The organism is uncultured Lamprocystis sp. (assembly GCF_903933125.1).
GTDB lineage: Bacteria > Pseudomonadota > Gammaproteobacteria > Chromatiales > Chromatiaceae > Thiodictyon.
The window spans coordinates 1-25467 of sequence record NZ_CAIZIZ010000205.1; the positions used below are offsets into that span (position 1 = coordinate 1).

Genomic DNA, 25467 nt, shown 5'->3' on the forward strand with positions numbered 1-25467 from the left:
ATCTCGCAATAGCTCTATTGCTTGTCTGAGTGGCTCGTTGTTGGAGTCCATGATGACCTTCAAAACCTCGTAAGATGCTGAAATATAAGTATATCATAACCTACTGAGATCCCGAAGAGCCCTTGGCATCCTTCTGCGCCTGCGTCATCAACAGGAGTCTGTACATCACCAGTCCAACTGATCGGGGCCGACGCCTTTAGCCGCGGGTTCATTGCGCGCTTGCTGAATGCTGTTGACCATGCCATCGATCGATCTCAGGTAGTCGTCGTCGCTAACCTGGTCCGACTGGTCCAGAATCCTGATCTCGTCGCGAGAAAAATGTTCGAGAAGCCAGATGAACCTGTCTTTGACGCGATCATCGATGGCGAGTGTCAGCGTTTTCAAGTGTAAGTCCTCAAGATTGTGTGGTGCGCCCCGACATGCCCCGTGCCGCAGAGCGGCAGACACACGGGTGACACCGCCGGAGCGGTGTCACCAGCGTCGCGGCGCGGCCCGCGGGGGCGCCACGGGGCTGAATGGCTACCATATACCTGGGAGGATCACAAGGCCACCGGACCAGTCTTGAGCTTCTCGCTCAGCAAGGTTTCCACCTCGGCCAGCCAATCCTGCAACTCGGCCTCGTCGTTCAGGGTGCGCCGCGGGATGCTCACCTGCACCACGTTCGGCTTGAGCAATTGCACCGCCGCATGGCGCACCGCATCGAAGCGGCTTGGCAACGCCTGGGTCTTGGCGACCCAGTGGCCGAGATCGCAGTCGTCCAGCGCGTCCTGAAGCTCCTCCGGCGTGCCCAGCGGGACCGCGGCCAGTGATGTGAGGTGATGCTTGGATGTCAAGTCGGCGCGCTGGGCGTCGCTGAGCCGGTTCCAGTCGGCATCCGCGGTCAGTTGCGCCTGGAGTGCCTCGAAGGCTGACCGGTAGGCATCCAGCTTGGCGTTCAGCGACTGGCGCAGCAGGTCCACCACCCGGTCGAGCAGCGGGCGCACCGGGTCCGGCTCGGCCAGCAGACCGCGCTGCGCCTCGATGGCGTCGACTTCGGCCTTCAACCCGGCATAAGGCCCCAGCGTTTTGGCGTGGCGCAGCAGGTCACCCAGCTTGTGCCAGATCGGCAGACGCTTGGCGATGTCGTCGGCGGTCTTCACCCACCGCTGCGACAGACCGGCGATCTCGTCGCAGCGGTTGTAGATCTCCAGCAACAGGGCGTTCCCCGACTGCCCCTCCACGGCCTCGACCGCGTCGAGTTTGGGCGTCTGCGGTGCCGGTGCGGCCCCCCCGGCTAGGCTTGCCTGCTCGCGCAGCCTGGCAAGCAGCGCCGGCACCTTGGCTTGCTCCTCCTTGGGCTGGCAAGGCACGCCGACCGCGCTGAACAACTGCCGAATCTTGATCAGTTGCGGCGGCGAAATGTTGATCGACTCGCGCTGGAAACTGGCCTGGGTGAGTTTGCCGCGATCCAGGCTCCGGACGTCGACCGGCTTGCCGGCCGCGTCTGTGGCCTTGAGGTGGCCGGCGGCCAGCAGCGCATAAAGGGCTGCGTCGATGGCGTCCTGGGGCCAACCGTAGGGGGCGGCCTGGAACTGGTCGCGGACCTCAGCGCCCTTCTTGCCGGGGCCGATATAGGCAAGCAACTTCTGGCAGACGGGGTGCTTGTCGGCCTCCTGAGTATGCCCCACGGCCTTCAGCGCTTCGCGGCTGCCCTTGCGCGCCTCATCGAGCACCTTGCTCCACTGGTCGTGGTCCGCCGCATCGAACTGGCTGAACAGGCGAATGGCGGACGCCACGCCCGCACGGTTGATATGGTCGGCCAAGTCGTTGCCGTCAGCGGCCTTCTGGCCGCCCGCCTGGAACACGCGCACCTCGGCAAAGAGCCGGTCGAGCAGGTCGACCAGTGCCTTCTCGGCGGTGCGGCTGCGGCTCTCCATCGCGCGCTGCGCATCGCGCCCCTCCTCGGTGGTGGGGGTGCCCTTCTTCTGCAGGGTGGTACGCGCCGCCTCCAAGGCGACGATGGCGTTGGCCAGTTCCGTCTTGTTCTGTGCCGGCAGGAAGGCGAACAGTGTCGGATTGTCGGTACTCTTGGACTTCGCCTCGGCAATGACCGATTTCTCGTCGGACTGCCAGCCATCCTGAATCCACAGGTAAAGGGCCTTGTCGTTGTCCTTGGGCAGTGCCTCGTCATAGGTTGGGTGGAGCCTGCGCTCCACGTTGTCCTTGCCTTGGACGACCCGGACTTTTTTTAGCACCTCGCCGAAACGTCCCTTCAACAGGTCAGAACGCTTCTGCTCCACGCGCTGCGGCGCCGCCTTGAGCTCGACTTCCTGCGCCCGGAATTCGTCGTACCAGGCGCTGGACTCACGGGTCTGAAGTCGATATTCGGTGCCGCTGCCACCCACCAAGGCCATGATCAGGCGGTCCTTGTTCTGTAGTTCGTCCAAGAGCGCGGGCAGCCGCTTGCGCAGTTCGCTGGAGCCGGCGCAGAGATCGGTCACCAGCAGGTCGGCCAGCACCGCTTCGGTGGCCTTGAGACCTAAGTCCAGCGCGGCATCGGCGGGCAGCTTGTTGATGAGGTACACGAGCTTGAGCAGCCTCGCCCGCAACTGCGCATCGGCATCGCCCGCGGCAAAGCGCTGGACGTTTTCGAACACCTCCATCGGCAACTGGGCGGTCGAGACCAGGTTGGCGGCGATCTGGTCGTACAGGAAATCGCCCGTGACGACGTGACCCAGCGGGGCGTCGGCGGTGGCCAGCACGGCCTCGTGCACCACGCGCAACTGGCTGCGCAGTTGCGACACGGTCCCGGTGGTGTCGATCGTGCGCAGCACGCGCTCCCAGAAGCGCCGACGCACCGGCAACAGCGGGTAGTCCGCGGTCATCAATGCCTCGTCCGCGGTGACGTGCTCAAGCTTGGTGCCGTGCAGGTGGCGCGAGATTTCTCCCAGGTTGGCGCGCCAGATCTTCTCGATTTCGGGCTGTGCGGTCGGCTTCTTGGCGAGGATGATCTGGCGCGTGACGTTCTCGACATCCCAGTCACCGAGCATGATCGGCACCGGGAAGCGCCCCATCAGCCGCTGCAGGTTGGTCATGCCTGACAGGGCGGACTGACCCGTGCCGACAAACAAGAGCTTGCCCTTGAAGTGCTTGCACAGCGTCTCGGTCAATTCCTGCACCTGGAAGGCGCGCTCGGCATCGGAGCCGATGTACTGCTGCACCTCATCGAGCACGACCAGGGTGAGCGGGAACTTGCCGTCGCTCGTCAGTGCGGACTCGATCGCGGTGACCAGTTGCTCGCTGCTGATGTCGGTGACCTGCGGGAACTGCGCCTTCACAAGGCTGCGGGCCTCCTGCTCGGTGTGGGCCAGATCCGGTCGGGCGTTGAGCAGCGCTTTGGCCAGGTCGCGCGACACGTACATGTCCATCAGTTCCTGACCGAGCGTGCACCCGGCTTGTTGGAGCTTGCCTTCGACTGCCTCCAGCAGTCCTTCGCGCTTGAGCCACAGCACGAACTGGGCTTGGTTGTACTGTTCCGGCAACCCCTTGGACTTGAACACGATCCCGAGCAGTGCTAAACGCACCCGATCGCCGGCGCCCGCCCCCAGCTTGCCTGCCGCCGCGTGCAAACCGCCATGGCGCTTGCCCTGGGTCGAGATCTCTTTGAGGTGCTCGAACACCCCAGTCGGCAGCTTGGCGATGCTGCGCGCCGCCGCACCGTCGGCGAAGCTGTAGTCTGTCCAGAGGGTACGCAGCATCTTCGCCAGGTGGGATTTGCCACTACCGTAGAAGCCGCTGATCCAGACGCCAGGCTGCTCAGTCTTCGCGTCCAGGTTGAGCAGGAACTTGTCGAGGATGATCTCCAGACCCTTCTCGTACTGTCCATCGCAGACGAAGGTCTCGAGCTCGTAACGCAGGACGGCCTGAGCCGCCTCGGAGTCATCCTCTGATACTTCTGCCACACCATTGTTGGCCAGACGGCTTTCCTTCGGCGGCTTGCTGTAGATGTCGCGATTGAGCATGTACGTCCCGGTTTCTTGTGTGTGTGACGTTCCGATCAGTCCTTGGCGAGCAATGGCACGGCGAGGTAGTTCCAGCCGTCCCGCGCGTCGAGCAGGCGGTAGCTGTGGTGCTCAGGGTGGTGCTCGCCCGGGAAGAAGACCAACAGCCGCCCGGTGACCGACTCCTTGATGCCCTCAACAACGGTCGAAACACGCGCGAGACCGAACAGTGTGCCGACGCCCAGCAGCGCGACCACGGTGTCGGGCCCGCTCTGCGCCTCGATTCTGGCCTTGAGCCTGGCAACGAGGTCGGCGACGAATCCGGTCAGCTCGCCGGTCGGATACCCGGCCAAGTCCTCTGGGCTCTCGAAATAGGCGTCGCGGTACTTCTGCGCCATCATCCATTCGGGAAAGGCATTGGTCAGATCAATGAGAAGCCACTGCTTGCCTGCTTGCTGTGTGGCGAGCGCAAACTCCTCCACGTTCGCCCGCAGGCGCAGTTCATCGGCCTTGTCGTAGACCGCGAAGACGACGCGCTGGATCGCCGCCAGCCCCATCCGCCATGGCACTGTGAGGTGCGCGCGGTAGGCTGCTGCCAGTTTCTGAACCCTAGACGACATGTGCAGCCTCCTGTCTGATTTGATCTTCTTCCGGGGTCAGATAGTTGGGGAACCTGACTTCCTGGACTCCCCCGGCGTTCATGAATACGAGCAGCCCACGGTTGGCCGCCGCGTTGGTCAGCGCTTCCAGTTCCGCGGGTATGCCCCCCAGCAGTGTCATCCATTCCGAGGAAAACAGCCGCTGGCCTGAGCGTCCTTCCAGATGGCCCAGGAAAAGACTCAGTGCAACAACCTCCGGCTGCACTTTGGGTAGCGACCTGGTCCTGCGCCGGTATCCCTGCAGAAAGCCCGCAGCGGTCCAAGTGCCGGCCAGGTTGCGGGAAAATGACTTCAGCGATGCGGCACTGAAGCGATCGGGGAAGGCATCGGCCAGGAAGGCGGCCCAATCTTCAGGGAGTACCAACACGCCGACGGGTCTGGACAACACGAAAGCCCCGGAGGCCCGCAGCAGCGGGTCTCGGGCCAGGGCCACCGTCAAGGCGAGCAGCGGCTGAGCCGCTGCATCCAACGACCACAGGCGTCGCAAGGCACGGAACAACGGATTGGCTGCATCGAGGCCGTAGAGGGCGGCAAGGTGCTTCAGCGACAACGCGCGCGCCTTCTTCGTGGACTTGCCCAGCAGGTTGTCCGTGACGATCGCGGTCGCATAGGCCTGCCGCGATGCAGCGGCAGGCGTGTGCGCCAACAGCGTGCGCAAGTCGTCCAGCATCATCGTGCGTGCCGCATGAGGCCCGTTGATGCCGAAACGAAAGCCCAGGCGCGTCAGGCGTTCCTGTCGTTGATCCGATCCGGCGGCAGCCGTCACGCCCCAGGGTCCCAATCGCCGTCAGCCACCACCCGCACGACCGCCGTGCACAGCGTCTCCAACTCGGCAGCGTCGATGACATAGGGCGGCATCAGATAGATCAGTCGTCCGAACGGCCGAATCCAGACGCCCATGTCCACGAAGCGCTGCTGGATCGATCGCATCGGCACCGGGCTTGCCAGTTCCACCACCCCGATGGCGCCGAGCACCCGCACATCGACGACGCCGGGGAGGCCGTGACAGGGAGCGAGGCCCGACTGGAGTGCCTGCTCGATCCGCCGGATACGCGCCTGCCATTCCGATTCGAGCAGCAGTTCGATACTGGCATTGGCCACGGCACAGGCCAGCGGGTTGCCCATGAAGGTCGGGCCGTGCATGAAGACGCCGGGGTCGCCGGCGCTAATCCCCTGCGCGACGCGCGCCGTCGCGATGGTGGCAGCCAGGGTCATATAACCCCCGGTCAGGGCCTTGCCGACGGTCATGATGTCCGGGCTGATCCCGGCGTGTTCGCAGGCGAACAGGGTCCCGGTCCGGCCGAACCCGGTCGCGATCTCGTCGGCAATCAGCAGGACATCATGGCGGTCGCAGAGTGCGCGCACCGCGCGCAGGTAGTCGGGCGCGTAAAAGCGCATCCCGCCCACGCCCTGGCAGATGGGCTCCAGGATCACCGCCGCCAGTTCGTCCTGGTGACGGGCGATCAACGCGGCGAAGGCGTCGATGTGACGGGCCTCCCAAGGCTCATCGAAACGGCACGCCGGCGCCGGTGCGAAGATCTGCTGCGGCAGGATCGCGCTGAACAGGTGGTGCATCCCGGTAATCGGATCGCAGACCGCCATGGCGCCGCTGGTGTCGCCATGGTAGCCGGAGCGGATGGTCATCAGCCGGTGGCGCCGCGGTTGCCCCTGTGCCTGCCGGAACTGGATGGCCATCTTGATCGCCACCTCGACCGCAACCGATCCGGAGTCACACAGAAAGACATACTGGAGCGGGTCCGGGGTCAAATCCACCAGGTGCTTGATGAGACGCATCGCGGGCGCATGGGTCAAGCCGCCGAACATGACATGCGCCATGGAGGCAAGTTGATCGCCCAGGGCCTGATTGAGGACCGGGTGGTTGTAGCCGTGAATCGCACACCACCAAGACGACATGCCGTCGATCAGTTCGCGGCCGTCCGCCAGGCGGATGCGGCAACCCTGGGCGGACTGGACCGGGTAGACCGGAGCGCCGGGCGCCGCGTAGGGGTGCCAGGCGTGGTCGCGGTCGATCGCGAGCATCCGGTCGATGTCCATGGGCGTCTCGATAACCTCGGGTCGCTAAGGAACGAGTCAAGAACAAGTTAAACAGAATCGTTGTCGCCAGAGGCGTTCCCTAACCCTTGACCGCGCAGTCGGTACAGACCCCGTAGATAACCAGCGAGTGGTCCTCGATGTGGAATCCATGCTGGGCAGCGATGGCGCTCTGGCGCTCTTCGATCACGCTGTCCACGAACTCCACGACCCGGTTACAGCGCACACAGACGAGGTGATCGTGGTGGTCGCCGCTGTTCAGCTCGAACACCGACTGGCCGGTCTCGAAATGGCGGCGGCACACCAGGCCCGCGCCCTCGAACTGGGTCAGAACCCGGTAGACCGTGGCCAGACCGATGTCATCGCCGTTGGTCAGGAGTTCCTTGTAGACATCCTCGGCGCTCAGGTGCCGACGCCCGCTGCGTTCGAGGATACCGAGGATCTTCTCCCGTGGCCGGGTGACCTTCAGCCCCGCGTCTTTGATCTGTTGATTGTCCATAGGTCTCCCGCGTGGTGAGCCGCGCCGCCACGGCGTTCGATGATTAGGGGGCGGGGCTGCTGTATCATGCACAGAATCACCCGCTCTTCTCCTATCATAGCAAGATGCGAAAGCTTCTCAGTTGTCTGTTTCTCCCCATGCTGTCCATCGTCATGCCGGTCTTGACCGGCTGTGCCGGTGAGACAAAGCCGGACGTGTATCATCAGTCGCTGCTCGAAGACCTGCCGTTCGTTCACAAGATGACGGTACAGCAGGGCAACATCCTCACCAAGGAGGAGGTCGACCAGCTCCAACCCGGCATGAACAAACGTCAGGTACGTTATCTGCTCGGTACCCCCTTGCTGACCGATTTCTTCAACAGCGACCGCTGGGACTATGTCTACACCATCCGCCGCGGCCATGCGCCCGAGGAGCAACGCAAACTAACGGTGTTTTTCCAGGATGATGTCCTGGTCCGCACCGAGGGTAATGTGCGACCCGAACCAGGGACGGTGACCGCCGCTGAACCCAAGGAGATCGTCGTCTCGGTGCCGGACTACCAGGAGCACAAAGGATGGATCGGACGCGGACTGGAAGCGGTGGGCATCGGGCGCAAAAAATAAGGCGCGCATCACTCGCCCACCTGGCGCAGCCGCTTACCCTCCTCGGCCCGCCGCTTTCTCGCCTGCTTGGGGTCGGCGATCAGCGGGCGGTAGATCTCCGCACGATCCCCATCCGCCAGGATCTGATCCAGGTCCGTGACTCGGCCAAAGACCCCGACCTTATAGATTTCCAGGTCGATCTCCGGGCATTTATCCAGCACACCGGATTGCTCGATCGCCGCGCGCAGGGTGCTTCCGGGCCTGACCTCGAGAGGCCGGAGAAACTGCTCGGCCGCCCCGACATAGGCCACCGAAACCCGCACGCGCTCACCGCCCTGATGATCGACCCGATCCCCGAGCGGATGCGCAGCCGGCTCAGCCATACAGGTCATCCGCGCGTTTGCAGAATGCATCCACCAGGGTATTGGCGATCTGGTTAAAGACAGCGCCAAAGGCCTTGTCGATCAACCGACCCGAGAACTCGAACTCCAATTCCAACTCGACTTTGCAGGCATCCGCGCGCAGAGGCGTGAAGCGCCAACCGCCGTGCAGCTTGCGGAAGGGTCCGTCGAGGAGCGAAATGTCCATGCGCCGATCACGCTCGAAGCGGTTGCAGGTGCTGAAAGTCTGGTGAATCCCCAGACGCGACACCTCGATCCGCCCGCAGATCTGCTCGGCCGTCTCGGAGATCACCGTCGTACGCGCACACCAGGGTAAGAACTTTGGATAGGATCCGACGTCGTAAACCAGATCGAACATGCACTTGGCTGAGTGGGCGACCAATGCGCTTTTCTTGACGATGGCCACGAGTCAGACCGAGCCAGGCTGCTGGTTGCGCACCACGGCCGCCAGATCCTCGGCCAGCCGCCGAACCTGGTCGCCGTCCGCACCCTCCACCATGACCCGCACCAGTGGCTCGGTTCCGGAAGGCCGCAACAGCACCCGACCGCGCCCCGCCAACTCCCGTTCGGCAACGAACACGGCATCCTGGACGACCGGCAGGTTCACCAGATCCCGCTGCTCGCTCAAGCGGATGTTGATCAGAATCTGCGGGTACAGCGCCACCTCGGCGCACAGGTCATCCAAGCCGGCATCCAACTGCTGCAAGGCCGCCAGCACCTGCAAGACCGACACGATACCGTCCCCGGTGCTGGTGCGATCACGGCAGATGATGTGCCCCGAGGGCTCGCCCCCCAGGATGGCGTCGGTCCGCTTCATGTACTCCATGATGAAACGGTCGCCGACCGCGGTGCGGGCGAAACCGACACCGATCTTGCGCAGGGCGTGCTCGAACCCGAGGTTGCTCATCAGGGTCCCGACCACCTCCCCGCGCAGCGTTCCTTCATGCAGACGCGCACGGGCGATGATATACAGGAGTTGATCGCCGTCGATCAACTGACCGCGGGAGTTGACCATCAGGACACGATCACCGTCACCGTCGAAGGCGATACCCAGGTCGGCGCCCTCGCGGACGACCGTCTCGCACAAGGCTTGGGGATGAGTGGAACCGACATTGTGGTTGATGTTGAGCCCATCGGGCTCGTTACCCATCGACACCACCGTCGCCCCCAGCTCGTCGAACACATAAGGAGCCGTGTTGTAGGTTGCGCCATGGGCGCAATCCACCACGATCTTGAGCCCATGGAAGTCCATGGCCGGGGGGATGGTGCTCTTGCAGAATTCGATATAGCGGCCGTTGGCGTCCTCGATGCGCTTGACCTTGCCGAGCGCCGCCGCGTCGACCGTCCGCAACGGCTGTTCGAGTTCCGCCTCGATAGCCAGCTCGACCGCATCCGGCAACTTGTCGCCGTCGGCCGAGAAGAACTTGATGCCATTGTCCTGATACGGATTGTGCGACGCCGTGATGACGATCCCCGCACAGGCGCGGAAGGTGCGGGTGAGATAGGCCACGCCCGGAGTGGACATCGGACCCAAGAGTCGGATATTGACGCCGGACGCAACCAAGCCGGCCTCCAAGGCCGACTCGAACATATAACCCGAGATCCGGGTATCTTTACCGATCAGGATCTTGGAACCTACGCCATGACCAAGCACCCGACCCGCGGCCCAGCCCAGCTTGAGCACGAAGTCAGGGCTGATGTTCGCCTCACCGACGCGACCGCGAATCCCATCGGTACCAAAATATTTCCGCATGACTTCTCGCCTGAAGACGAATGGACAGGAGTGGCCCCTGTCGTTGTTGGTTGTTCGCTATCGCTTGTGCACCCTACAGCCGGCACGATAGTCAAAGCCGTACCGCGCGTCCGCGGCCCCGCGGCTACGCACCGCATCCCAGACCGCCACCGCGTCCCGCGTCTCGGCCACGTCATGCACCCGCAGGATCGCTGCACCCCGCTCCAGAGCCAGGACAGCGGCGGCGAGACTCGCCGCCAGCCGTTCGCCCGGTGGACGACCGGTCAGCGCACCAACCATGGATTTGCGCGACAGACCAACCAGAATCGGCACCCCCAAGTCGCCAAAGACCGCGAGGTGCGCCAGCAGGCTGAGATTATGTTCCAGTTTCTTACCGAAACCGAAGCCCGGATCGATGACCAGGCGCTCCCGCGGGAGACCGGCGCGAACGCACTGATCGATGCGCTCGGCCAGAAAGCGGTAAACCTCGCTCACGACGTCGGTGTACGCTGGCGCCGCCTGCATTGAGCGCGGCTCACCGGCCATATGCATCAAACAGACCGGCACGCCGAGTTGGACCGCGGTGACCAGTGCGTCGTGGGTCCGCAAAGCACAGACGTCATTGATCAGACCAGCGCCCGCGGCGACCGCCGCGCGCATGACCTGCGGCTTGGAGGTGTCCACTGAGATCGGCACCGGGAGTGAACCGGCCAAGGCCGCGATCACCGGGATGACCCGCTCCAGTTCCTCCTGGAGGCTCACCGGGTCAGCGCCGGGGCGGGTGGACTCACCACCCACGTCGATCAGGTCAGCGCCTGCTTCGACCATCGCCCAGGCGTGCGCGCAGGCAATCCTGGGATCGGAGAAACACCCCCCATCCGAGAAGGAGTCAGGGGTCACATTGAGGATGCCCATGACCTGCGGCCGCGCAAGGTCAATCACACGGCCGCCGCAATCGAGTTGGCGCATGCTGCCTGGAGCGCCCGCTCAGTGCTCGCCGGCCGGGCGGCCCAGCGGTGTGTCATCGACCGTTCGGCCCGGGCCAGGGTCTTCGTCCGCGCGCGTCGTCTGCCCGGAGCGGGTCGGCTCCTCATCGTTCCAATCCTTGGGCGGGCGCGGCGCGCGCCCGGCCATGATGTCGTCGATCTGGCCCGCATCGATGGTCTCGAATTTGATCAATGCGGCGGCCATGGCGTGGAGCTTATCGAGGTTCTCGGTCAGCAGCGTCCGCGCCCGCTCATAATTGCGGTCGATGAAGCGGCGGATCTCGTCATCGATCAGATGCGTGGTCTCATCCGAGACGTTCTTGTGCTGGGTCACCGAGTGGCCAAGGAAAACCTCCTGTTCCTCCTCACTGTAGGTCAGGGGTCCGAGACGATCCGACAGGCCCCACTTCGTCACCATACTGCGAGCGATATCGGTGGCCCGATGGATGTCATTCTGGGCACCGGTGGTCACACTGTCGGCCCCGAAAATCAGTTCCTCCGCCACGCGCCCGCCGAACAGACTGGAGATACTGCTCTCCAGGCGCTGTTTGCTGTAGCTGAAACGGTCATCCTCGGGCAGGAACAAGGTCACCCCAAGCGCGCGCCCGCGCGGGATGATACTCACCTTGTGCACCGGATCGTGCTCCGGCACCAGCCGGCCAACGATCGCATGACCGGACTCATGATAGGCGGTCAGGCGCTTCTCCTCATCGGACATGACCATCGACCGCCGTTCCGCGCCCATCATGATCTTGTCCTTGGCCTTTTCCATATCTTCCATGTCGACCAGTTTCTTGTTGCCGCGGGCCGCGAACAGCGCGGCCTCATTGATCAGATTCGCCAGATCGGCACCCGAGAAACCAGGGGTGCCGCGCGCCAGCACGGACGCCTTCACGTCCTCCGCGGCTGGAATCTTGCGCATGTGGACCTTGAGAATCTGCTCACGCCCGCGCACGTCAGGCAGCGGCACGACCACCTGGCGATCGAAGCGTCCGGGCCGCAGCAAGGCTGGATCCAATACGTCCGGGCGATTGGTGGCGGCGATGACGATGACGCCCTCGTTGCCCTCGAACCCATCCATTTCGACCAGCAATTGGTTGAGGGTCTGCTCGCGCTCGTCATGACCGCCGCCCAGGCCGGCGCCGCGGTGACGCCCGACCGCATCGATCTCATCGATAAAAATGATGCAAGGGGCGTGCTTCTTGGCCTGCTCGAACATATCGCGCACGCGCGAAGCGCCGACACCGACGAACATCTCGACGAAGTCGGAGCCGGAGATGGTGAAGAAAGGCACCTTGGCTTCACCGGCGATGGCCCGCGCCAGCAGCGTCTTGCCGGTACCCGGCGGGCCGACCATCAGGACACCCTTGGGGATCTTGCCGCCAAGCTTCTGGAATTTGGACGGGTCGCGAAGGAAATCGACCATCTCCGAAACCTCGTCCTTGGCCTCCTCGGCCCCGGCGACGTCCTGGAAGGTAACCTTGACCTGATCCTCGGAGAGCATCCGCGCCCGGCTCTTGCCGAACGACATGGCACCGCGCCCGCCGGCTCCGCCCTGCATCTGACGCATAAAAAATATCCACAGCCCGATGAGGATCAAAAGCGGAAGCCAGTTGACCATCAGTTGCATCAGGATCGACGGCTTCTCAGGTGGCGCCGCTTTGATGATGACGTTGTTGTTCAGCAGATCGCCCACCAAACCGGCATCACCTGGACTGTAGGTCGTGAACGATTGGCCCGCACCGTTGATGCCCTGGATGGTACGTCCCTGGATGGTGACCTCTTTCACCTCACCCAGCTTGACCTGTTCGATGAAATCGGAGTAGGTCAGACCACGCGGCGCGGACCGGGTCGTCGTGAAATTGTTGAAGACGGACATCAGCACGACGGCGATGACCACCCACAGAATCAAATTCTTCGCCATATCGCTCACGGCATCTGGCCTCTGGTCAAATAGGTGCCTGGGCAGCGGCACTTGGCTCGATTGAAGGAAAGTAACACCGTTGGGCTGTCGAAGAAAGGTGCCTGCCACCCGCCGGATTCTCAACCATACCCGTCGTTGTTGGTTTCTCGTTTCTCGTTTTTCGTAACCCGATGTTTAATAGTCCTTAACTGAAAACGAAACACCGAAAACTCAAGACCGTTCCATATAAGAGGATACCAGGAATTTTTCCTAGGCTTTGAAGCCCTTCCCTACCAGGTACAGCTCCCGGCTCGCGGCTCGTGAGGACTTGGGCTTGCGGCTCGCAACCTGCCGAAAACTGCCGCGCAAACGTCGCATCACCGCGTCGAAACCTTCGCCTTGAAACGCTTTGACCACCAGGCTTCCGCCCGGTTTCAGGCACTCCCGTGCAAACTCCAGGGCGAGTTCCACCAGATAGATCGTGCGGGGCTGATCGACCGCGGACGTGCCGGAAATGTTCGGCGACATATCCGACAACACCAAGTCCAAAGGCCCGTCGCCCAAATTGAGGCGCAGTTGCTCCAGGACAGCCGGCTCACGGAAATCCCCCTGGAGGAATTGCACTCCTGCCAGCGGCTCGATGTCGAGCAGATCGAGCGCGAACACCGCGCCGCGCCCACCCACCAGACGGGCCGCAATCTGCGACCAACTCCCCGGCGCCGCACCCAGATCGACGACCCGCATCCCGGATGCCAGCACCCGATCCTTCTCCTGAATTTCCAGGAGTTTGTAGGCCGCGCGCGAACGGTAGCCCTCCTGCTGGGCACGCTTGACATAGGGATCACTGAACTGGCGGTCGAGCCAGCGGCGGCTGGATTTACTGCGGGCCATGAGCGGCTGGAGCATCCTGTTGACAACAATCGGTGGTGCCGCGGCTCAAATGTCGTGGACCCAGGAAAAACCGAAGATCTCGAGCAACATGCCCGCCACGGCACCGCCGAAGGCGGCGCCGAACATGGCGAATTGCAGATCTGGATAGACCGCACTGCTGACCTCGACCGCCAGACCGGCGGACTCACCGAGCAGCGGGCCAGCCATGATCCAGATACTGCCGGACGCGATCCCGGCCAGAGTCGCCAACGCCAGCGACGCGACCAATTTGCAGGGTCCGCCGGTGCCGCCCACCCGGCGACTCAGCATGATCCACCAGCGCACGCCCGCCACATACAAGATGCCATTGGCGCTCACCAGGACAGCCAGGAGCGCGAAGGGAGAGAACGCGGATGGATGAAACGGTTCCGCCACCGCCAGCACAGCCCCACAAACCGCACCCGTCGCCAGTCCGGCCATGACCTTGCCGGGGACCTGCCGCGTGCAGTGCTGCGGAACGGCCATCAGCAGCCCCAGCACGGTTGCCACGCCGGCAGCGATCAGAATTGAGACTTCGAACGAGATCAGGGTCGACGCCGTGGTCAGCAACAGTAAGCCAACAATGACGCCGACGCCCGTGCCCACCAACGCAAGTTCGCGCGCACCATACAAAGCGGCACCGGCCGCACCGGCCAAGGCCGCGGCCCCGACGTAACTCATGGGACCGGCACCGAGCCGTTCGAGGATCACCACCAGGGCGAGGAACAGGGGCGCGTAAATGAGTCCGATAATGCCCCAGACAATCCCGCGCGCCAGGATCAATATACGCCGATTCGTGTGCACGGGCTGCCGGGTATCAGGGTGATGAGGGTCCGCAAGCGCGGGAGATGAAGAACGCAGGACCGCTGCCTGCTGTGCGACGGTCATGACTATGCCTCAAAAGAGAAAGCGGGGCACGCGGGCCCCGCTTCGCGATCCTGAACAGCGGATCGCCGGGTGCGTGTTCAGCCGGCCTTCAGGGTCCAGGAAGAACACCAGCCGTTCACACTTACCATCTTGCCGGGGAACAGGGTGCAAACTGTCCAGTCGCCCGAAGTCTGCGCAGCCTGCATGAACTGGCAGTTGGCACAGCGCTGCTCGTTAGCGGCCATACCGGGACGGGCGGCCGCGGCGCGGTCCGCCTTGGTGGCATCCGCGCTGTACTTCAGGGCAACGGCGGTCGGATCATCAGCGGCGACGGCATTCGCCGGGGCATCAGCGGCGCGGATGCTGCCGACACCGATCAGGTTGATCACCGGGATGGCGACGGCAGTGCCGAGCATCATCTTGACGGCGTCGCGACGGCTCTTGCTCATTGGCGTATCGGACATGTCTACAAGCTCCAGATGTTTTCGCGATAGGATTCGCGATGGCGTTGGGACCCTGCCCCGAGACAACCTCGGGACCGACCACCATTCTGCAACATAGGAGCGAAAAAGGCGAGCCGTTCAGCCGGTCGGCCGCGTCTTTCACTCAAGATAAGTGCCGGCGCCGAGATAACGCGCCTTCCAGTAGGGCGCACCCAGGCGCGCGTAGCCGACCTTGTGTTGGGACACGGATGCGTGCACGAAACGGTCCCCATCCACCATCAGCCCCACGTGGTGCGAGCCCGGACCGGTCTTGAAGAACACCATATCACCGGGACGCAGGGCCTTGGAATTGACGGGCTTGGCGCCGCGCCGCTGGTCGAGCGACATGCGCGGGATGCGCAGTCCCGCGACGCCATGGGCGTAGTAGGTCAGGCCGCTGCAATCGAGCGCGCGTCCGGGCTCATTGCCGCCGTAGCGATAGGGTGTACCCACCTGCGAGAGCGCCGCCGACACCACCTCGGCCCGCTTGCCGTCCGGCCCTGAACTGAGCCCCGCGCAGCCGCCCAGCAGGAAAACAGCAACACCGAAACCGAGCCCTACGGACAGCTGATGCCGCTTCTTCATAAACTACCCCCGATTGACGCTTCAAGGCGCTGTTTTGGATAGTTCTAGACTGAAGAAGCGTCGCTGTCAACCCGAGTATCGACGCCACCGGCACCGGAACGCTTTACGGGATTGTGCATAACCCTTACATTTGCGGATCGACTGCACGTACGGGCCGCCCGCCCGACGACGCGGCGTCCGTGGAGAGGTCCGGCGCCGCCAGTCCCGGTAGTTCCCAGGGTCGATCCCGGACATCGATCCACAGTGTCGATCCAGTGTCGATCCACGGAGTAGATCCATGAGCAACACCAAGCATTGCCGACTGCTGATCCTGGGGTCGGGGCCGGCGGGCTATACAGCCGCCGTCTACGCCGCGCGGGCCAACCTGAGCCCCGTCCTGGTCACGGGCCTGGAACAGGGAGGCCAACTGATGACCACGACTGACGTCGACAACTGGGCGGGTGACCCGGACGGCGTTCAGGGGCCGGACCTGATGGACCGGATGCGTCGTCACGCGGAACGCTTCGAGACCGAGATCATCTTCGACCACATCAATCAGACCGATCTGAGCAAACCGCCCTTCACGCTGACCGGCGACTCGGCGGTCTATACCTGCGACGCGCTGATCATCGCCACCGGCGCCAGCGCGCGCTACCTGGGCCTGCCCTCCGAGCAGGAGTTCCGCGGTCGCGGTGTCTCCGCCTGCGCGACCTGCGACGGCTTCTTCTTTCGCGGCCAGAAGGTCGCGGTGATCGGCGGCGGCAACACGGCGGTCGAGGAGGCCTTGTATCTGTCCAACATCGCCTCGGAAGTGACCCTGGTCCATCGCCGCGATTCCCTGCGCGCCGAGAAAATCCTCCAGAAGCATCTGTTCGAGAAGGCCGAGCACGGCAACGTGCGGCTCGCCTGGAACAGCAATCTGGATGAGATCCTGGGTGATGCCACCGGCGTCACCGGCATCCGCATCAAGAGCACCCTGGACGAGACCACGCGCGACCTCGAACTCCAGGGGGTCTTCATCGCAATCGGCCACCAACCCAATACCGAAATCTTCACCGGGCAACTCGCGATGGCCGGCGGCTACATCAAGGTTCAGAGCGGCACCGACGGCAACGCCACGGCGACCTCGGTGCCTGGGATCTTCGCCGCCGGGGACGTCATGGACCATGTGTACCGGCAGGCCATCACCTCCGCGGGCACGGGCTGCATGGCCGCCCTGGATGCGGAGAAATATCTGGACGCGCTGGCCGCTCAGGGCAAATAAGACGCACCGGTCGGCGCCGGGCGCCGCCAGCGGCCGATGCGCGCCGATCCGCCGGACCTGGCACGGCGTATAGGCATCGTACCTGATATCCGGACAAACCCTTGGTGGCGGGGCGGGGGTGGAACCCGCCCCGACGTCCGGTCAGTCCGACGACGCGACTTGTGGCCCGTGCGCACACACGGTTTTTCTCAGCACCGGCAGCCCGCATCTCTCCGGGTCATCGAGACGCCGAGCACCCGGGCCCATGTATACCCTCAGCACCCACGACGCCATCCGCGAGATTCCGGCAACCGACTGGAACCGACTGGCGGGCAACGATTCACCTTTCCTGCGTCACGAGTTCCTGGCCGCTATGGAACGTCATGGCTGCGTCGGCGAGGCGCTCGGCTGGATCCCGCACCACCTGGCCTTGCGCGACGCCACGGGTACCCTGGTCGCCGCGGCGCCCTGCTACATCAAGTTCAATTCCTACGGCGAACTGGTCTTCGATTGGGCCTGGGCCGACGCCTACCAACGCCAGGGACTCGCCTACTACCCCAAACTGGTCGTCGCCTCGCCCTACACCCCCGCCACCGGCCCGCGACTGCTGACCGGCGAGACCCCCAAGCGGGAAGAGTATGCCCGCGCACTGGCCGATGGCGCGGTACGGGTCGCCGAACGGCTGGGTGTGTCGTCGCTGCACTGGCTCTTCACCACCCGACCGGAAACCGATTTACTGGAAACCCGCGGCCTGCTGCGCCGGGTCGGCTGCCAGTTTCACTGGACCAACCCGGGCTACCACGCGTTCGATGATTTCCTCGCGACCTTCACCGCCGAGAAACGCAAGAAGGTGAAGCGGGAACGGCGCCGGGTTCAGGAGGCCGGGGTCAGCATCGTGCGGCGACGCGGGGACACGGTCAGCGAGGCGGAATGGGTCCGATTCCACTGGCTGTACCGCGACACCTTCGACAAGCGCGGCGGACTGCCGACCCTGACCTTGCCCTTCTTTCAAGAAATCGGCGAGACCATGGGCTCCGACCTGCTCCTGGTATTCGCCTACCATGGTCAGACGCAGGGCAAGGACGCCATCGTCGCCGCCGCCTTCAACCTGATCGGCGAGCACGCGCTCTTCGGACGCCACTGGGGCTGCTCCAAGGAATTTCACAGCCTGCACTTCGAGGCTTGCTATTATCAGGGCCTCGACTATTGCATCGAGAACGGACTGACACGCTTCGAGCCGGGCGCTCAGGGAGAACACAAGGTCAGCCGCGGCTTCCTGCCGACCCCCACCTGGTCGGCCCATTGGATCGCCGACCCGCGCTTTCGCGCGGCCATCGCCCGCTTTCTCGCCAACGAAACCGAGGGAATGAACGAGTACCACGAGGACATGCACGGTCACAGCCCCTACCGCGAGCCGCCTGCCGTACCCGACCCGTCGGCGCTCGGGGACCTGAATCCACGCGCATGATCCCGCTGCTCGCACCCAACGATCCCCGCCCCTTTCCGGATGTGCGCCGGGCCCTGCGTGAGCCCAACGGTTTGCTGGCCGCCGGCGCGGACCTGAGCCCGGAGCGCCTGACCAGCGCCTACCGACACGGCATCTTCCCCTGGTTCAATCCCGGCGACCCCATCCTCTGGTGGTCACCCGACCCGCGCACCGTGCTCCTGCCGGACCAGATCCATCTCTCCCGCAGCCTGCGCAAGCGGTTACGGCGGCGCCAACTGGCGGTCACCATGGATCGGGACTTCGGCAACGTCATCCGCGCCTGCGCGGCCCCGCGCGACGGTGCCGATGGCACCTGGATCGCACCGGAAATGATCGCCGCCTACACGACCCTGCATCATCTGGGGATGGGCCACTCGGTGGAAGTCTGGGCTGGCGACCAACTCGTCGGCGGGCTCTATGGGGTCGCCCTTGGTCGGGCCTTCTTCGGCGAGTCCATGTTCAGCCGCACGGCCGACGCCTCCAAGATCGCACTCGTCGCGCTCTGTCAGCGACTTGCGGCCTGGGGCTTCGGGATGATCGATTGCCAGATGCGCACCGCGCACCTGATGCGTCTCGGCGCGGTGGAAGTGCCGCGCAGTCGGTTCGTCGCCGCGCTCGCGCGCTACCGCGACGCCCCCGGGGTTCCCGGAAGCTGGGATGACGGCGCCCGCCACTATCCCGCGGTCCAACCCACTGACCCGTCACCCACCGAAACCAGCGGAGCCCCCTCATGAACCCGGACGATGAGGCCAGCCGCGCGCGTCAACTTGCGCTCTACCTGACCGCCGAACACCCCTGCGCTTACCTGGAGGGGCGCAACGCCAGAACGCTCTTCGTCGACCCGCTGGCGCGCATGGACTCGCACACCTATCAGGCCCTGGTGAGTCAGGGCTTTCGACGCAGCGGCGCCCATGTCTACCGACCCGCCTGCCGGGGCTGCGCCCGCTGCGTACCGGTGCGAATCCCGGTCGCCGCCTTCCGCCCGAACCGCTCCCAACGGCGCAATTGGGCGCGCAATGTCCAGGATCTGCAGGTCATCGATACCCCGGCGGCCTTCGATCCCGGCCATTTCAGGCTCTACCTGCGCTATCTGGCCAGCCGTCATCCGGACGGCGCCATGGCCGGCGACACCAGCCTGGAGAGCTATCGGCGCTTCCTGGTCGAGCCCTGGGGCGGCGTGACACGCTTTCTGGAGCTACGCCTGGACGGCCAATTGGCGGGGGTCGCGGTCACCGACCTGCTCCCCGACGGACTGTCCGCGGTCTACACCTTCTTTGACCCCGACCTGTCCAGCCGCGGACTGGGCACCTTCGCGGTACTCACTCAGATCGAATGCGCCCGACGCCTGCGACAGCCCTATGTCTATCTGGGCTACTGGATCGAAGCATCGCGCAAAATGGCCTACAAGGCACACTTCGCGCCGCTGGAGGCCTGGGACGGACGACGCTGGTCTCACCTGATGCCACAGGTCGTGACCACTGCCGGCGGGACAGATGGGGAACACTGATTGTGAACTCATTCGCTCCGAACCCGAAAACATCGCGATGCCGTAGATTGGGGTGAGGAACGAACCCCAACATTTCAGCGCTTGCCAACACTCGAGCGCGATGCCCATCCGGCCACCGCGACGCTCGAGGATGGGCATCGCGCTCGCTCTGCCCATCCGACCGAAAGGCCTGGCCCCAACAAACCACATCACGTCTGATCGCACCCGCGGCACGCTCTGTTCGGGATCGCCGGCTGATCCTGTGTTATACTCCCGGCGCTTCACCAGCCCCGGAGCTGTTTTTTTAATATCTATGAACCATGTCTAAAGACGACGTTATCCAGATGGAAGGGACGGTCACGGAGACCTTGCCCAACACCGTGTTTCGAGTACAACTGGAGAATGGTCACACCGTGACCGCTCACATCTCCGGTAAAATGCGCAAGCACTACATCCGTATTTTGACCGGCGACAAAGTCACAGTTGAGCTGACACCGTACGACCTCACCAAAGGACGTATCGTCTACCGCGCCCGCTGATGCTTAGGCCACGCCCCACCCCGACATGAGGCAACGCGCGCGATCAGCGTCTTTCGCTCAATCGTAGCGAAGCGTCGGGGACACTGCCATAGAACCCCAGACCGGCATCAGCCGGACCCCAGTCATTGGAGTTCGGTGTCGTGCCGGGCCGGTGTGCATCACGCGCCGTTCAGCAGCTGACCACGTTCTGCTCGGGCGATTTCAGTCGCATCCTGTTCCGACAATCACTTAATGGGGCGCTTTGGCCACGTCGATCTCGAACGCCAGGGCGTCGGCATCCACATAAACGCGGACGGCACCCCCGCCGGCCAGTGATCCGAACAGCAATTCGTTCGCCAGCGGCTTCTTGATGTGATCCTGAATCACCCGCGCCATGGGTCGTGCGCCCATCTTGGGATCGTACCCCTTCTCGGCGATCCAGGCGCGCGCGGCCGTGTCCACGGACAGTGAAACCTTCTTATCCAGAAGTTGCTGCTCGAGTTCAAAAATGAACTTGTCGACCACGCTCTTGATCGTTTCCGGCCCCAAGGGACTGAACTGCACCACCGCATCCAGCCGGTTACGGAACTCGGGTGTGAAGTAGCGCTTGAGCGCCTCCAACCCATCCGTCGCGTGATCCTGCTCGGAAAAGCCCATGGAGCGGCGCGCGGTCTCGGCCGCCCCCGCGTTTGTGGTCATCACCAGCACCACGCTGCGAAAGTCCGCCTTGCGGCCGTTGTTATCGGTCAGCGTGCCGTGATCCATCACCTGGAGCAGCAGGTTGAACACATCCGGATGGGCTTTCTCGACCTCGTCGAGCAGCAGCACGGCATGGGGATGCTTGTTGATCTCCTCGGTCAACAGACCACCCTGATCGAAACCGACATAGCCGGGGGGGGCGCCGATCAGACGGGACACCGTGTGGCGCTCCATGTACTCGGACATGTCGAAGCGGATCAACTCCATGCCCAGGACACGGGCGAGTTGCCTGGTGACCTCGGTCTTGCCGACACCGGTCGGGCCGGTAAAGAGGAAGGAGCCGATCGGCTTCTCCTCGTGACCCAGACCCGATCGGTTCATGCGAATCGCGGCAGTCAGCGCGTCGATGGAGGCATCCTGACCGAACACCACCATCTTCAGGTCGCGATCCAGGTTGCGTAAGGATTCGGTATCGGACACCGAGACCTTTTTTGGCGGAATGCGTGCCATTTTGGCGACGATCGACTCCACATCCGCCACGTCGATGCGCTTCTTGCGCTTGGACGGACTCATGAGCTGCACATTGGCTCCGGCCTCGTCGATCACGTCGATCGCCTTGTCCGGCAGGTGCCGATCGTTGATATAGCGGTTGGAGAGTTCGGCGGCCGCCCGCAACGCCGGATTGGTGTAGGTCACCTGATGATGGGCTTCGAACCGCGATTTCAGTCCCTTGAGAATCTCGATCGTCTCCTCGACACTCGGCGCGTCGATGTCGATCTTCTGAAAACGCCGGGCGAGCGCCCGATCCTTCTCGAAAATACCGCGATATTCCTGATAGGTGGTCGAGCCGATGCAGCGCAAATCACCCGAGGCCAACACCGGCTTGATCAGGTTGGAGGCGTCCATCACCCCGCCCGAGGCCGAACCGGCGCCGATGATGGTGTGGATCTCGTCGATGAACAGGATGGCGTGGGGCTGACGCTTGAGCTGAGCAAGCACGGCCTTGAGACGCTTCTCGAAATCGCCGCGGTACTTGGTGCCGGCCACCAGCCCGCCCAGATCGAGCGCGTAGATCACGGCGTCGTTCAGCACCTCCGGGACCTCACGATCCACGATCTTCTTGGCCAGACCCTCGGCGATCGCGGTCTTGCCGACGCCCGCCTCACCCACGAACAGCGGGTTGTTCTTGCGCCGACGGCAGAGAATCTGAATCGTCCGCTCGACTTCCGCCGCGCGCCCGATCAATGGATCGATGCGCCCTTGGCGGGCCATCTCATTGAGGTTGCTCGCGAAACTCTCCAGGGGGCTCGCCCCCTCGCGCTCCTCCCCGCGCGCTTCCTCGACCTCGCCCTGACTCTCATCCTCGGCCGTTTCACCCGGGACTTTCGAGATGCCGTGTGAGATGTAGTTGACGACATCCAGACGGCTGATGTCCTGCTGATTCAGCAGGTAGACCGCCTGGGAGTCCTGTTCGCTGAACAGCGCCACCAACACGTTGGCACCCGTGACCTCTTTCTTCCCGGCGGACTGCACATGGAAGACCGCGCGCTGAAGCACCCGCTGGAAACCCAGAGTCGGCTGGGTATCGCGCTCCTCGTGCACCGGAATCAGGGGCGTGGTCTCGTCGATAAAGGCCGTGATTTCACGGCGCAGACGTTCAGCATCGGCTCCACACGCGCGCAACACCTTGACTGCCGCTGGATTATCCAGAAGCGACAAGAGCATGTGTTCCACGGTCATGTACTCGTGATGCTTCTCGCGCGCCTCTTTGAAGGCGCGGTTTAACGTGAACTCAAGCTCTTTACTCAGCATCGGACTTGTCCAAGCGGGGTTAGTGAAACCGAATATGTCTGCCTTGGTGCCGCCTGGCGCCGCGGCGGGGTCTCGCCCGAGCGAGGCACGCTCAGTCTGACTGTCTGCATCAGGCTTCCTCCATGGTACACATCAGTGGGTGCTGATGACTGCGGGCGAAGTCGTTGACCTGCACCACCTTAGTTTCAGCGATGTCTCTCGTATAGACACCGCAGACCCCCACCCCCCGCGTGTGCACATGGAGCATGATCTGTGTCGCCTTTTCCCGGTTCATCGCGAAAAAAGTTTCCAACACTTGGACCACGAACTCCATGGGGGTGTAGTCATCGTTCAACAACAACACCTTGAACAACGGAGGGCGGCGCAATTTTGGTCGCGTCTCCTGAACCGTCAGCCCGGATTCACGTTCCTCGTTGGGATTTGCGTTGCTCATGATTCGGGATTCTAGACAAATTTCGCCTGGATGCGACGGACATTATGACCCCTGGTCACGCGCCGTGAAATACGGGAAGCATCTGCGACCCGCGCCGGCCCACCTGCCGGACGCGCCATACTGGTGCAGGACGACCGGACGCGCATCCTGTTTGACCAACCAAATCAACTCACTATACTAGGGACGTATGGCGCCGCTCGCCGGATTCAAGGTATGGCGCCATGCCAAACAACAAAGATTACACCGAGCGAACCTCGGAAACCCCGGAGGAGTACGTTTCAATGATCACCGGTATTGTTAAGTGGTTCAACAATGCAAAGGGTTATGGGTTCGTCAAGCCCGATGGCCGCGAGGAAGACGTGTTCGTACACTTCTCCTCGATCGACATGGATGGTTACAAGACGCTGCGAGAAGGCCAAAAGGTCGAGTTCGAGGTCAGCCAGGGGCCAAAAGGTCTGCACGCTGCCGCGGTCCATCGCGTGAGCTGACAACCCGCACCCCCGTCGGTTGTCTGACGACGGGGCCACCGGACCAACGGGCGTGCCGCCAGTGCGGCACGCCCGTTTTTCACGACCTACATCTCGGCGATGACCGCTTCGCCGAATCCTGAACAACTGACCTTGGTGGCGCCGGGCAACAGCCGCTCCAGGTCATAGGTCACGGTCTTCGCCGCGATGGCACCCTCCACGCCCTTGATGATCAGATCAGCCGCTTCGACCCACCCCATGTGCCGCAGCATCATCTCGGCTGACAACAGCAGGGAACTGGGGTTGACCTGGTCCCTCCCCGCGTACTTGGGGGCGGTTCCGTGCGTCGCCTCGAACATGGCCACCGAATCCGACAGGTTGGCGCCAGGCGCCATGCCGATGCCTCCGACCTGAGCGGCGAGCGCGTCGGAAATATAGTCGCCGTTGAGGTTAAGGGTCGCGATCACGGCATAGTCCTTGGGCCGCAACAGAATCTGCTGAAGGAAGGCATCCGCGATCACGTCCTTGATTACGATCTCCCGGCCGGTCTTGGGACTCTTGAACCGGCACCAGGGTCCGCCATCGATTTCCACCGCACCGAATTCAGACTTCGCCAGGTCATAACCCCACTGCTTGAAGGCCCCTTCGGTGAACTTCATGATGTTGCCCTTGTGCACCAGGGTCACCGAGGCGCGATCGTTATCGATCGCATACTGGATCGCCTTGCGCACCAGGCGCTCGGTCCCTTCACGCGAGACCGGTTTGACGCCGATGCCGGAGGTCGCCGGGAAGCGGATCTTGGTCACACCCATCTCGCGCTGCAGGAAGTCGATGACCTTCTTGACTTCCGGAGTGCCCTCCTGCCACTCGATACCGGCATAGATATCCTCCGCGTTCTCGCGGAAGATCACCATGTCGGTGTGCTCGGGCTCCTTGAGCGGACTCGGCGTCCCCTTGAAGTAGCGGACCGGCCGCAGGCAAACATAGAGGTCGAGTTGCTGACGCAAGGTGACGTTGAGCGAACGGATGCCGCCGCCCACCGGAGTCGTCAGCGGCCCCTTGATCGAGACCACGAACTCCTTGACCGCTTGCAGGCTTTCGTCCGGCAGCCACACATCCTCGCCGTAGGTGCGGGTGGACTTCTCGCCGGCGTAAATCTCCATCCAGTGGATGCGGCGCTGGCCCCCGTAGGCTTTGTGTACAGCCGCGTCGGTCACCGCGATCATCACCGGGGTGATATCGATGCCGATGCCGTCGCCCTCGATGTAAGGGATGATGGGTTGGTCGGGAACCGACAAGGAAAAGTCCGGGTTCACCTGGATCTTCGCGCCGTCCGCCGGGATTGTTATCTTCTCATAGGCCATCGTCGGTACTCTCTCTGGGTCGCCGTAAACCTCAATCCTACCATCCCAGCGCGGTCAGCGGTGTTCGTCCGCACCGTGCTTCTGTGAAGCATTCCTCAGCAACCGGCCCGTACCCCGTGCAATAGTGACACTGAGCATGAGTCTGGCGCCGCCCGCATCACTCCAACCAGAGCGACGGCGCCCCCATGGTCGGGTCCGCTGCACGCGGGCACCCAAAAAACCTTTTATAAAAGGGGTAGACGCACATGATCTGGACCTTATTCGCACTTTTCGCCGCGGTCCTCATCGGCGGCCTCCTGGCAATCCTCTGGTGGACCAGAGACGGTTTCGCGGCCACCTGGGAC

General features: G+C 63.4%; 25 protein-coding genes. 7 read left to right on the forward strand and 18 right to left on the reverse strand.

Annotated elements, in window-relative coordinates; genetic code table 11:
• Positions 1-165: 165 nt before the first annotated feature.
• The 6 genes from QZY03_RS10265 to fur all read right to left on the reverse strand — a co-directional run bounded on the left by QZY03_RS10265 (position 166) and on the right by fur (position 7190).
• On the reverse strand, positions 166-384 hold the full coding sequence (locus QZY03_RS10265) for a hypothetical protein (RefSeq protein ID WP_295580652.1): 219 nt from the start codon (positions 382-384) through the stop codon (positions 166-168).
• A 155-nt stretch (positions 385-539) separates the two neighbouring features.
• A complete protein-coding gene (brxC, locus tag QZY03_RS10270) occupies positions 540-4001 on the reverse strand; it encodes a BREX system P-loop protein BrxC (protein ID WP_295580654.1) in 3462 nt (1153 codons plus the stop codon).
• Positions 4002-4036: 35 nt separating this feature from the next.
• Complete coding sequence (locus tag QZY03_RS10275; RefSeq protein ID WP_295580656.1) at positions 4037-4600, reverse strand: BREX protein BrxB domain-containing protein; 564 nt, start codon at positions 4598-4600, stop codon at positions 4037-4039.
• Positions 4590-5405 carry a hypothetical protein gene (locus QZY03_RS10280; RefSeq protein ID WP_295580658.1) on the reverse strand — a complete coding sequence of 272 codons (816 nt, stop codon included), beginning with the start codon at positions 5403-5405 and terminating at the stop codon, positions 4590-4592. Before QZY03_RS10280 ends, QZY03_RS10275 begins: the two co-directional genes overlap by 11 nt.
• Positions 5402-6694, reverse strand: coding sequence for an adenosylmethionine--8-amino-7-oxononanoate transaminase (gene bioA / locus QZY03_RS10285; RefSeq protein ID WP_295580660.1), 1293 nt, complete (start codon positions 6692-6694; stop codon positions 5402-5404). Before bioA ends, QZY03_RS10280 begins: the two co-directional genes overlap by 4 nt.
• 79 nt (positions 6695-6773) lie before the next feature.
• Positions 6774-7190 carry a ferric iron uptake transcriptional regulator gene (gene fur, locus QZY03_RS10290; RefSeq protein WP_295580662.1) on the reverse strand — a complete coding sequence of 139 codons (417 nt, stop codon included), beginning with the start codon at positions 7188-7190 and terminating at the stop codon, positions 6774-6776.
• 104 nt (positions 7191-7294) lie between these two features.
• Between fur and QZY03_RS10295 the strand changes: the two genes are divergently transcribed.
• Complete coding sequence (locus QZY03_RS10295; RefSeq protein ID WP_295580664.1) at positions 7295-7792, forward strand: outer membrane protein assembly factor BamE; 498 nt, start codon at positions 7295-7297, stop codon at positions 7790-7792.
• 8 nt (positions 7793-7800) lie between these two features.
• Here the strand turns inward: QZY03_RS10295 and QZY03_RS10300 are convergent, their stop codons facing one another.
• The 9 genes from QZY03_RS10300 to QZY03_RS10340 form a co-directional block, all read right to left on the reverse strand.
• Positions 7801-8154, reverse strand: coding sequence for an RnfH family protein (locus QZY03_RS10300; protein WP_295580666.1), 354 nt, complete (start codon positions 8152-8154; stop codon positions 7801-7803).
• Positions 8147-8578, reverse strand: a complete 432-nt coding sequence (locus QZY03_RS10305) for a type II toxin-antitoxin system RatA family toxin (protein ID WP_295580668.1) — start codon at positions 8576-8578, stop codon at positions 8147-8149. Before QZY03_RS10305 ends, QZY03_RS10300 begins: the two co-directional genes overlap by 8 nt.
• A gap of 3 nt (positions 8579-8581) precedes the next feature.
• Positions 8582-9925, reverse strand: a complete 1344-nt coding sequence (glmM, locus tag QZY03_RS10310; RefSeq protein WP_295580670.1) for a phosphoglucosamine mutase — start codon at positions 9923-9925, stop codon at positions 8582-8584.
• 57 nt (positions 9926-9982) lie between these two features.
• Positions 9983-10873: a dihydropteroate synthase gene (gene folP, locus QZY03_RS10315; protein WP_295580672.1), complete on the reverse strand. Its 891-nt coding sequence runs from the start codon at positions 10871-10873 to the stop codon at positions 9983-9985.
• A gap of 18 nt (positions 10874-10891) precedes the next feature.
• Positions 10892-12814 (reverse strand): ATP-dependent zinc metalloprotease FtsH, encoded by a 1923-nt coding sequence (gene ftsH / locus QZY03_RS10320; protein ID WP_295580674.1) that lies wholly within the window; start codon positions 12812-12814, stop codon positions 10892-10894.
• Positions 12815-13063: 249 nt separating this feature from the next.
• A complete protein-coding gene (gene rlmE, locus QZY03_RS10325; RefSeq protein ID WP_295580676.1) occupies positions 13064-13684 on the reverse strand; it encodes a 23S rRNA (uridine(2552)-2'-O)-methyltransferase RlmE in 621 nt (206 codons plus the stop codon).
• Between the two features lie 45 nt (positions 13685-13729).
• Complete coding sequence (locus QZY03_RS10330) at positions 13730-14506, reverse strand: hypothetical protein (protein ID WP_295580677.1); 777 nt, start codon at positions 14504-14506, stop codon at positions 13730-13732.
• A 161-nt stretch (positions 14507-14667) separates the two neighbouring features.
• Entirely contained in the window at positions 14668-15033 is a 366-nt protein-coding gene (locus QZY03_RS10335; protein WP_295580679.1) for a high-potential iron-sulfur protein, read from the reverse strand.
• Between the two features lie 138 nt (positions 15034-15171).
• On the reverse strand, positions 15172-15636 hold the full coding sequence (locus QZY03_RS10340; RefSeq protein ID WP_295580681.1) for a C40 family peptidase: 465 nt from the start codon (positions 15634-15636) through the stop codon (positions 15172-15174).
• 277 nt (positions 15637-15913) lie between these two features.
• Between QZY03_RS10340 and trxB the strand changes: the two genes are divergently transcribed.
• The 5 genes from trxB to infA all read left to right on the forward strand — a co-directional run bounded on the left by trxB (position 15914) and on the right by infA (position 20369).
• Positions 15914-16879, forward strand: coding sequence for a thioredoxin-disulfide reductase (gene trxB, locus QZY03_RS10345; RefSeq protein WP_295580683.1), 966 nt, complete (start codon positions 15914-15916; stop codon positions 16877-16879).
• 244 nt (positions 16880-17123) lie between these two features.
• Complete coding sequence (locus QZY03_RS10350; RefSeq protein WP_295580685.1) at positions 17124-18326, forward strand: GNAT family N-acetyltransferase; 1203 nt, start codon at positions 17124-17126, stop codon at positions 18324-18326.
• The gene (gene aat, locus QZY03_RS10355; RefSeq protein WP_295580687.1) at positions 18323-19078 is read left to right on the forward strand and encodes a leucyl/phenylalanyl-tRNA--protein transferase; all 756 of its coding nucleotides are present in this window, start codon (positions 18323-18325) and stop codon (positions 19076-19078) included. The genes QZY03_RS10350 and aat overlap by 4 nt, the downstream gene beginning before the upstream one ends.
• Positions 19075-19851 (forward strand): arginyltransferase, encoded by a 777-nt coding sequence (locus QZY03_RS10360; RefSeq protein ID WP_295580689.1) that lies wholly within the window; start codon positions 19075-19077, stop codon positions 19849-19851. Before aat ends, QZY03_RS10360 begins: the two co-directional genes overlap by 4 nt.
• A gap of 299 nt (positions 19852-20150) precedes the next feature.
• On the forward strand, positions 20151-20369 hold the full coding sequence (gene infA / locus QZY03_RS10365) for a translation initiation factor IF-1 (RefSeq protein WP_012971469.1): 219 nt from the start codon (positions 20151-20153) through the stop codon (positions 20367-20369).
• Between the two features lie 228 nt (positions 20370-20597).
• Here infA and clpA read toward each other — a convergent pair whose 3' ends face one another.
• Positions 20598-22859, reverse strand: coding sequence for an ATP-dependent Clp protease ATP-binding subunit ClpA (clpA, locus tag QZY03_RS10370; protein WP_295580693.1), 2262 nt, complete (start codon positions 22857-22859; stop codon positions 20598-20600).
• Between the two features lie 109 nt (positions 22860-22968).
• Entirely contained in the window at positions 22969-23292 is a 324-nt protein-coding gene (clpS, locus tag QZY03_RS10375; RefSeq protein ID WP_295580695.1) for an ATP-dependent Clp protease adapter ClpS, read from the reverse strand.
• Positions 23293-23573: 281 nt separating this feature from the next.
• Between clpS and cspD the strand changes: the two genes are divergently transcribed.
• A complete protein-coding gene (gene cspD, locus QZY03_RS10380; RefSeq protein WP_040528658.1) occupies positions 23574-23780 on the forward strand; it encodes a cold shock domain-containing protein CspD in 207 nt (68 codons plus the stop codon).
• Positions 23781-23866: 86 nt separating this feature from the next.
• Here cspD and icd read toward each other — a convergent pair whose 3' ends face one another.
• The gene (gene icd / locus QZY03_RS10385; protein ID WP_295580697.1) at positions 23867-25123 is read right to left on the reverse strand and encodes an NADP-dependent isocitrate dehydrogenase; all 1257 of its coding nucleotides are present in this window, start codon (positions 25121-25123) and stop codon (positions 23867-23869) included.
• Between the last annotated feature and the right edge of the window lie 344 nt (positions 25124-25467).

Coding starts and splice junctions, on each gene's coding strand:
- infA (WP_012971469.1), top strand. CDS start 20,151: ATGTCTAAAGACGACGTTATCCAGATGGAAGGGACGGTCACGGAGACC.
- QZY03_RS10335 (WP_295580679.1), bottom strand. CDS start 15,033: ATGTCCGATACGCCAATGAGCAAGAGCCGTCGCGACGCCGTCAAGATG.
- ftsH (WP_295580674.1), bottom strand. CDS start 12,814: ATGGCGAAGAATTTGATTCTGTGGGTGGTCATCGCCGTCGTGCTGATG.
- brxC (WP_295580654.1), bottom strand. CDS start 4,001: ATGCTCAATCGCGACATCTACAGCAAGCCGCCGAAGGAAAGCCGTCTG.
- cspD (WP_040528658.1), top strand. CDS start 23,574: ATGATCACCGGTATTGTTAAGTGGTTCAACAATGCAAAGGGTTATGGG.
- rlmE (WP_295580676.1), bottom strand. CDS start 13,684: ATGGCCCGCAGTAAATCCAGCCGCCGCTGGCTCGACCGCCAGTTCAGT.
- QZY03_RS10340 (WP_295580681.1), bottom strand. CDS start 15,636: ATGAAGAAGCGGCATCAGCTGTCCGTAGGGCTCGGTTTCGGTGTTGCT.
- folP (WP_295580672.1), bottom strand. CDS start 10,873: ATGCGCCAACTCGATTGCGGCGGCCGTGTGATTGACCTTGCGCGGCCG.
- QZY03_RS10300 (WP_295580666.1), bottom strand. CDS start 8,154: ATGGCTGAGCCGGCTGCGCATCCGCTCGGGGATCGGGTCGATCATCAG.
- clpS (WP_295580695.1), bottom strand. CDS start 23,292: ATGAGCAACGCAAATCCCAACGAGGAACGTGAATCCGGGCTGACGGTT.
- bioA (WP_295580660.1), bottom strand. CDS start 6,694: ATGGACATCGACCGGATGCTCGCGATCGACCGCGACCACGCCTGGCAC.
- clpA (WP_295580693.1), bottom strand. CDS start 22,859: ATGCTGAGTAAAGAGCTTGAGTTCACGTTAAACCGCGCCTTCAAAGAG.
- trxB (WP_295580683.1), top strand. CDS start 15,914: ATGAGCAACACCAAGCATTGCCGACTGCTGATCCTGGGGTCGGGGCCG.
- glmM (WP_295580670.1), bottom strand. CDS start 9,925: ATGCGGAAATATTTTGGTACCGATGGGATTCGCGGTCGCGTCGGTGAG.
- QZY03_RS10350 (WP_295580685.1), top strand. CDS start 17,124: ATGTATACCCTCAGCACCCACGACGCCATCCGCGAGATTCCGGCAACC.
- icd (WP_295580697.1), bottom strand. CDS start 25,123: ATGGCCTATGAGAAGATAACAATCCCGGCGGACGGCGCGAAGATCCAG.
- QZY03_RS10360 (WP_295580689.1), top strand. CDS start 19,075: ATGAACCCGGACGATGAGGCCAGCCGCGCGCGTCAACTTGCGCTCTAC.
- fur (WP_295580662.1), bottom strand. CDS start 7,190: ATGGACAATCAACAGATCAAAGACGCGGGGCTGAAGGTCACCCGGCCA.
- QZY03_RS10295 (WP_295580664.1), top strand. CDS start 7,295: ATGCGAAAGCTTCTCAGTTGTCTGTTTCTCCCCATGCTGTCCATCGTC.
- QZY03_RS10275 (WP_295580656.1), bottom strand. CDS start 4,600: ATGTCGTCTAGGGTTCAGAAACTGGCAGCAGCCTACCGCGCGCACCTC.
- aat (WP_295580687.1), top strand. CDS start 18,323: ATGATCCCGCTGCTCGCACCCAACGATCCCCGCCCCTTTCCGGATGTG.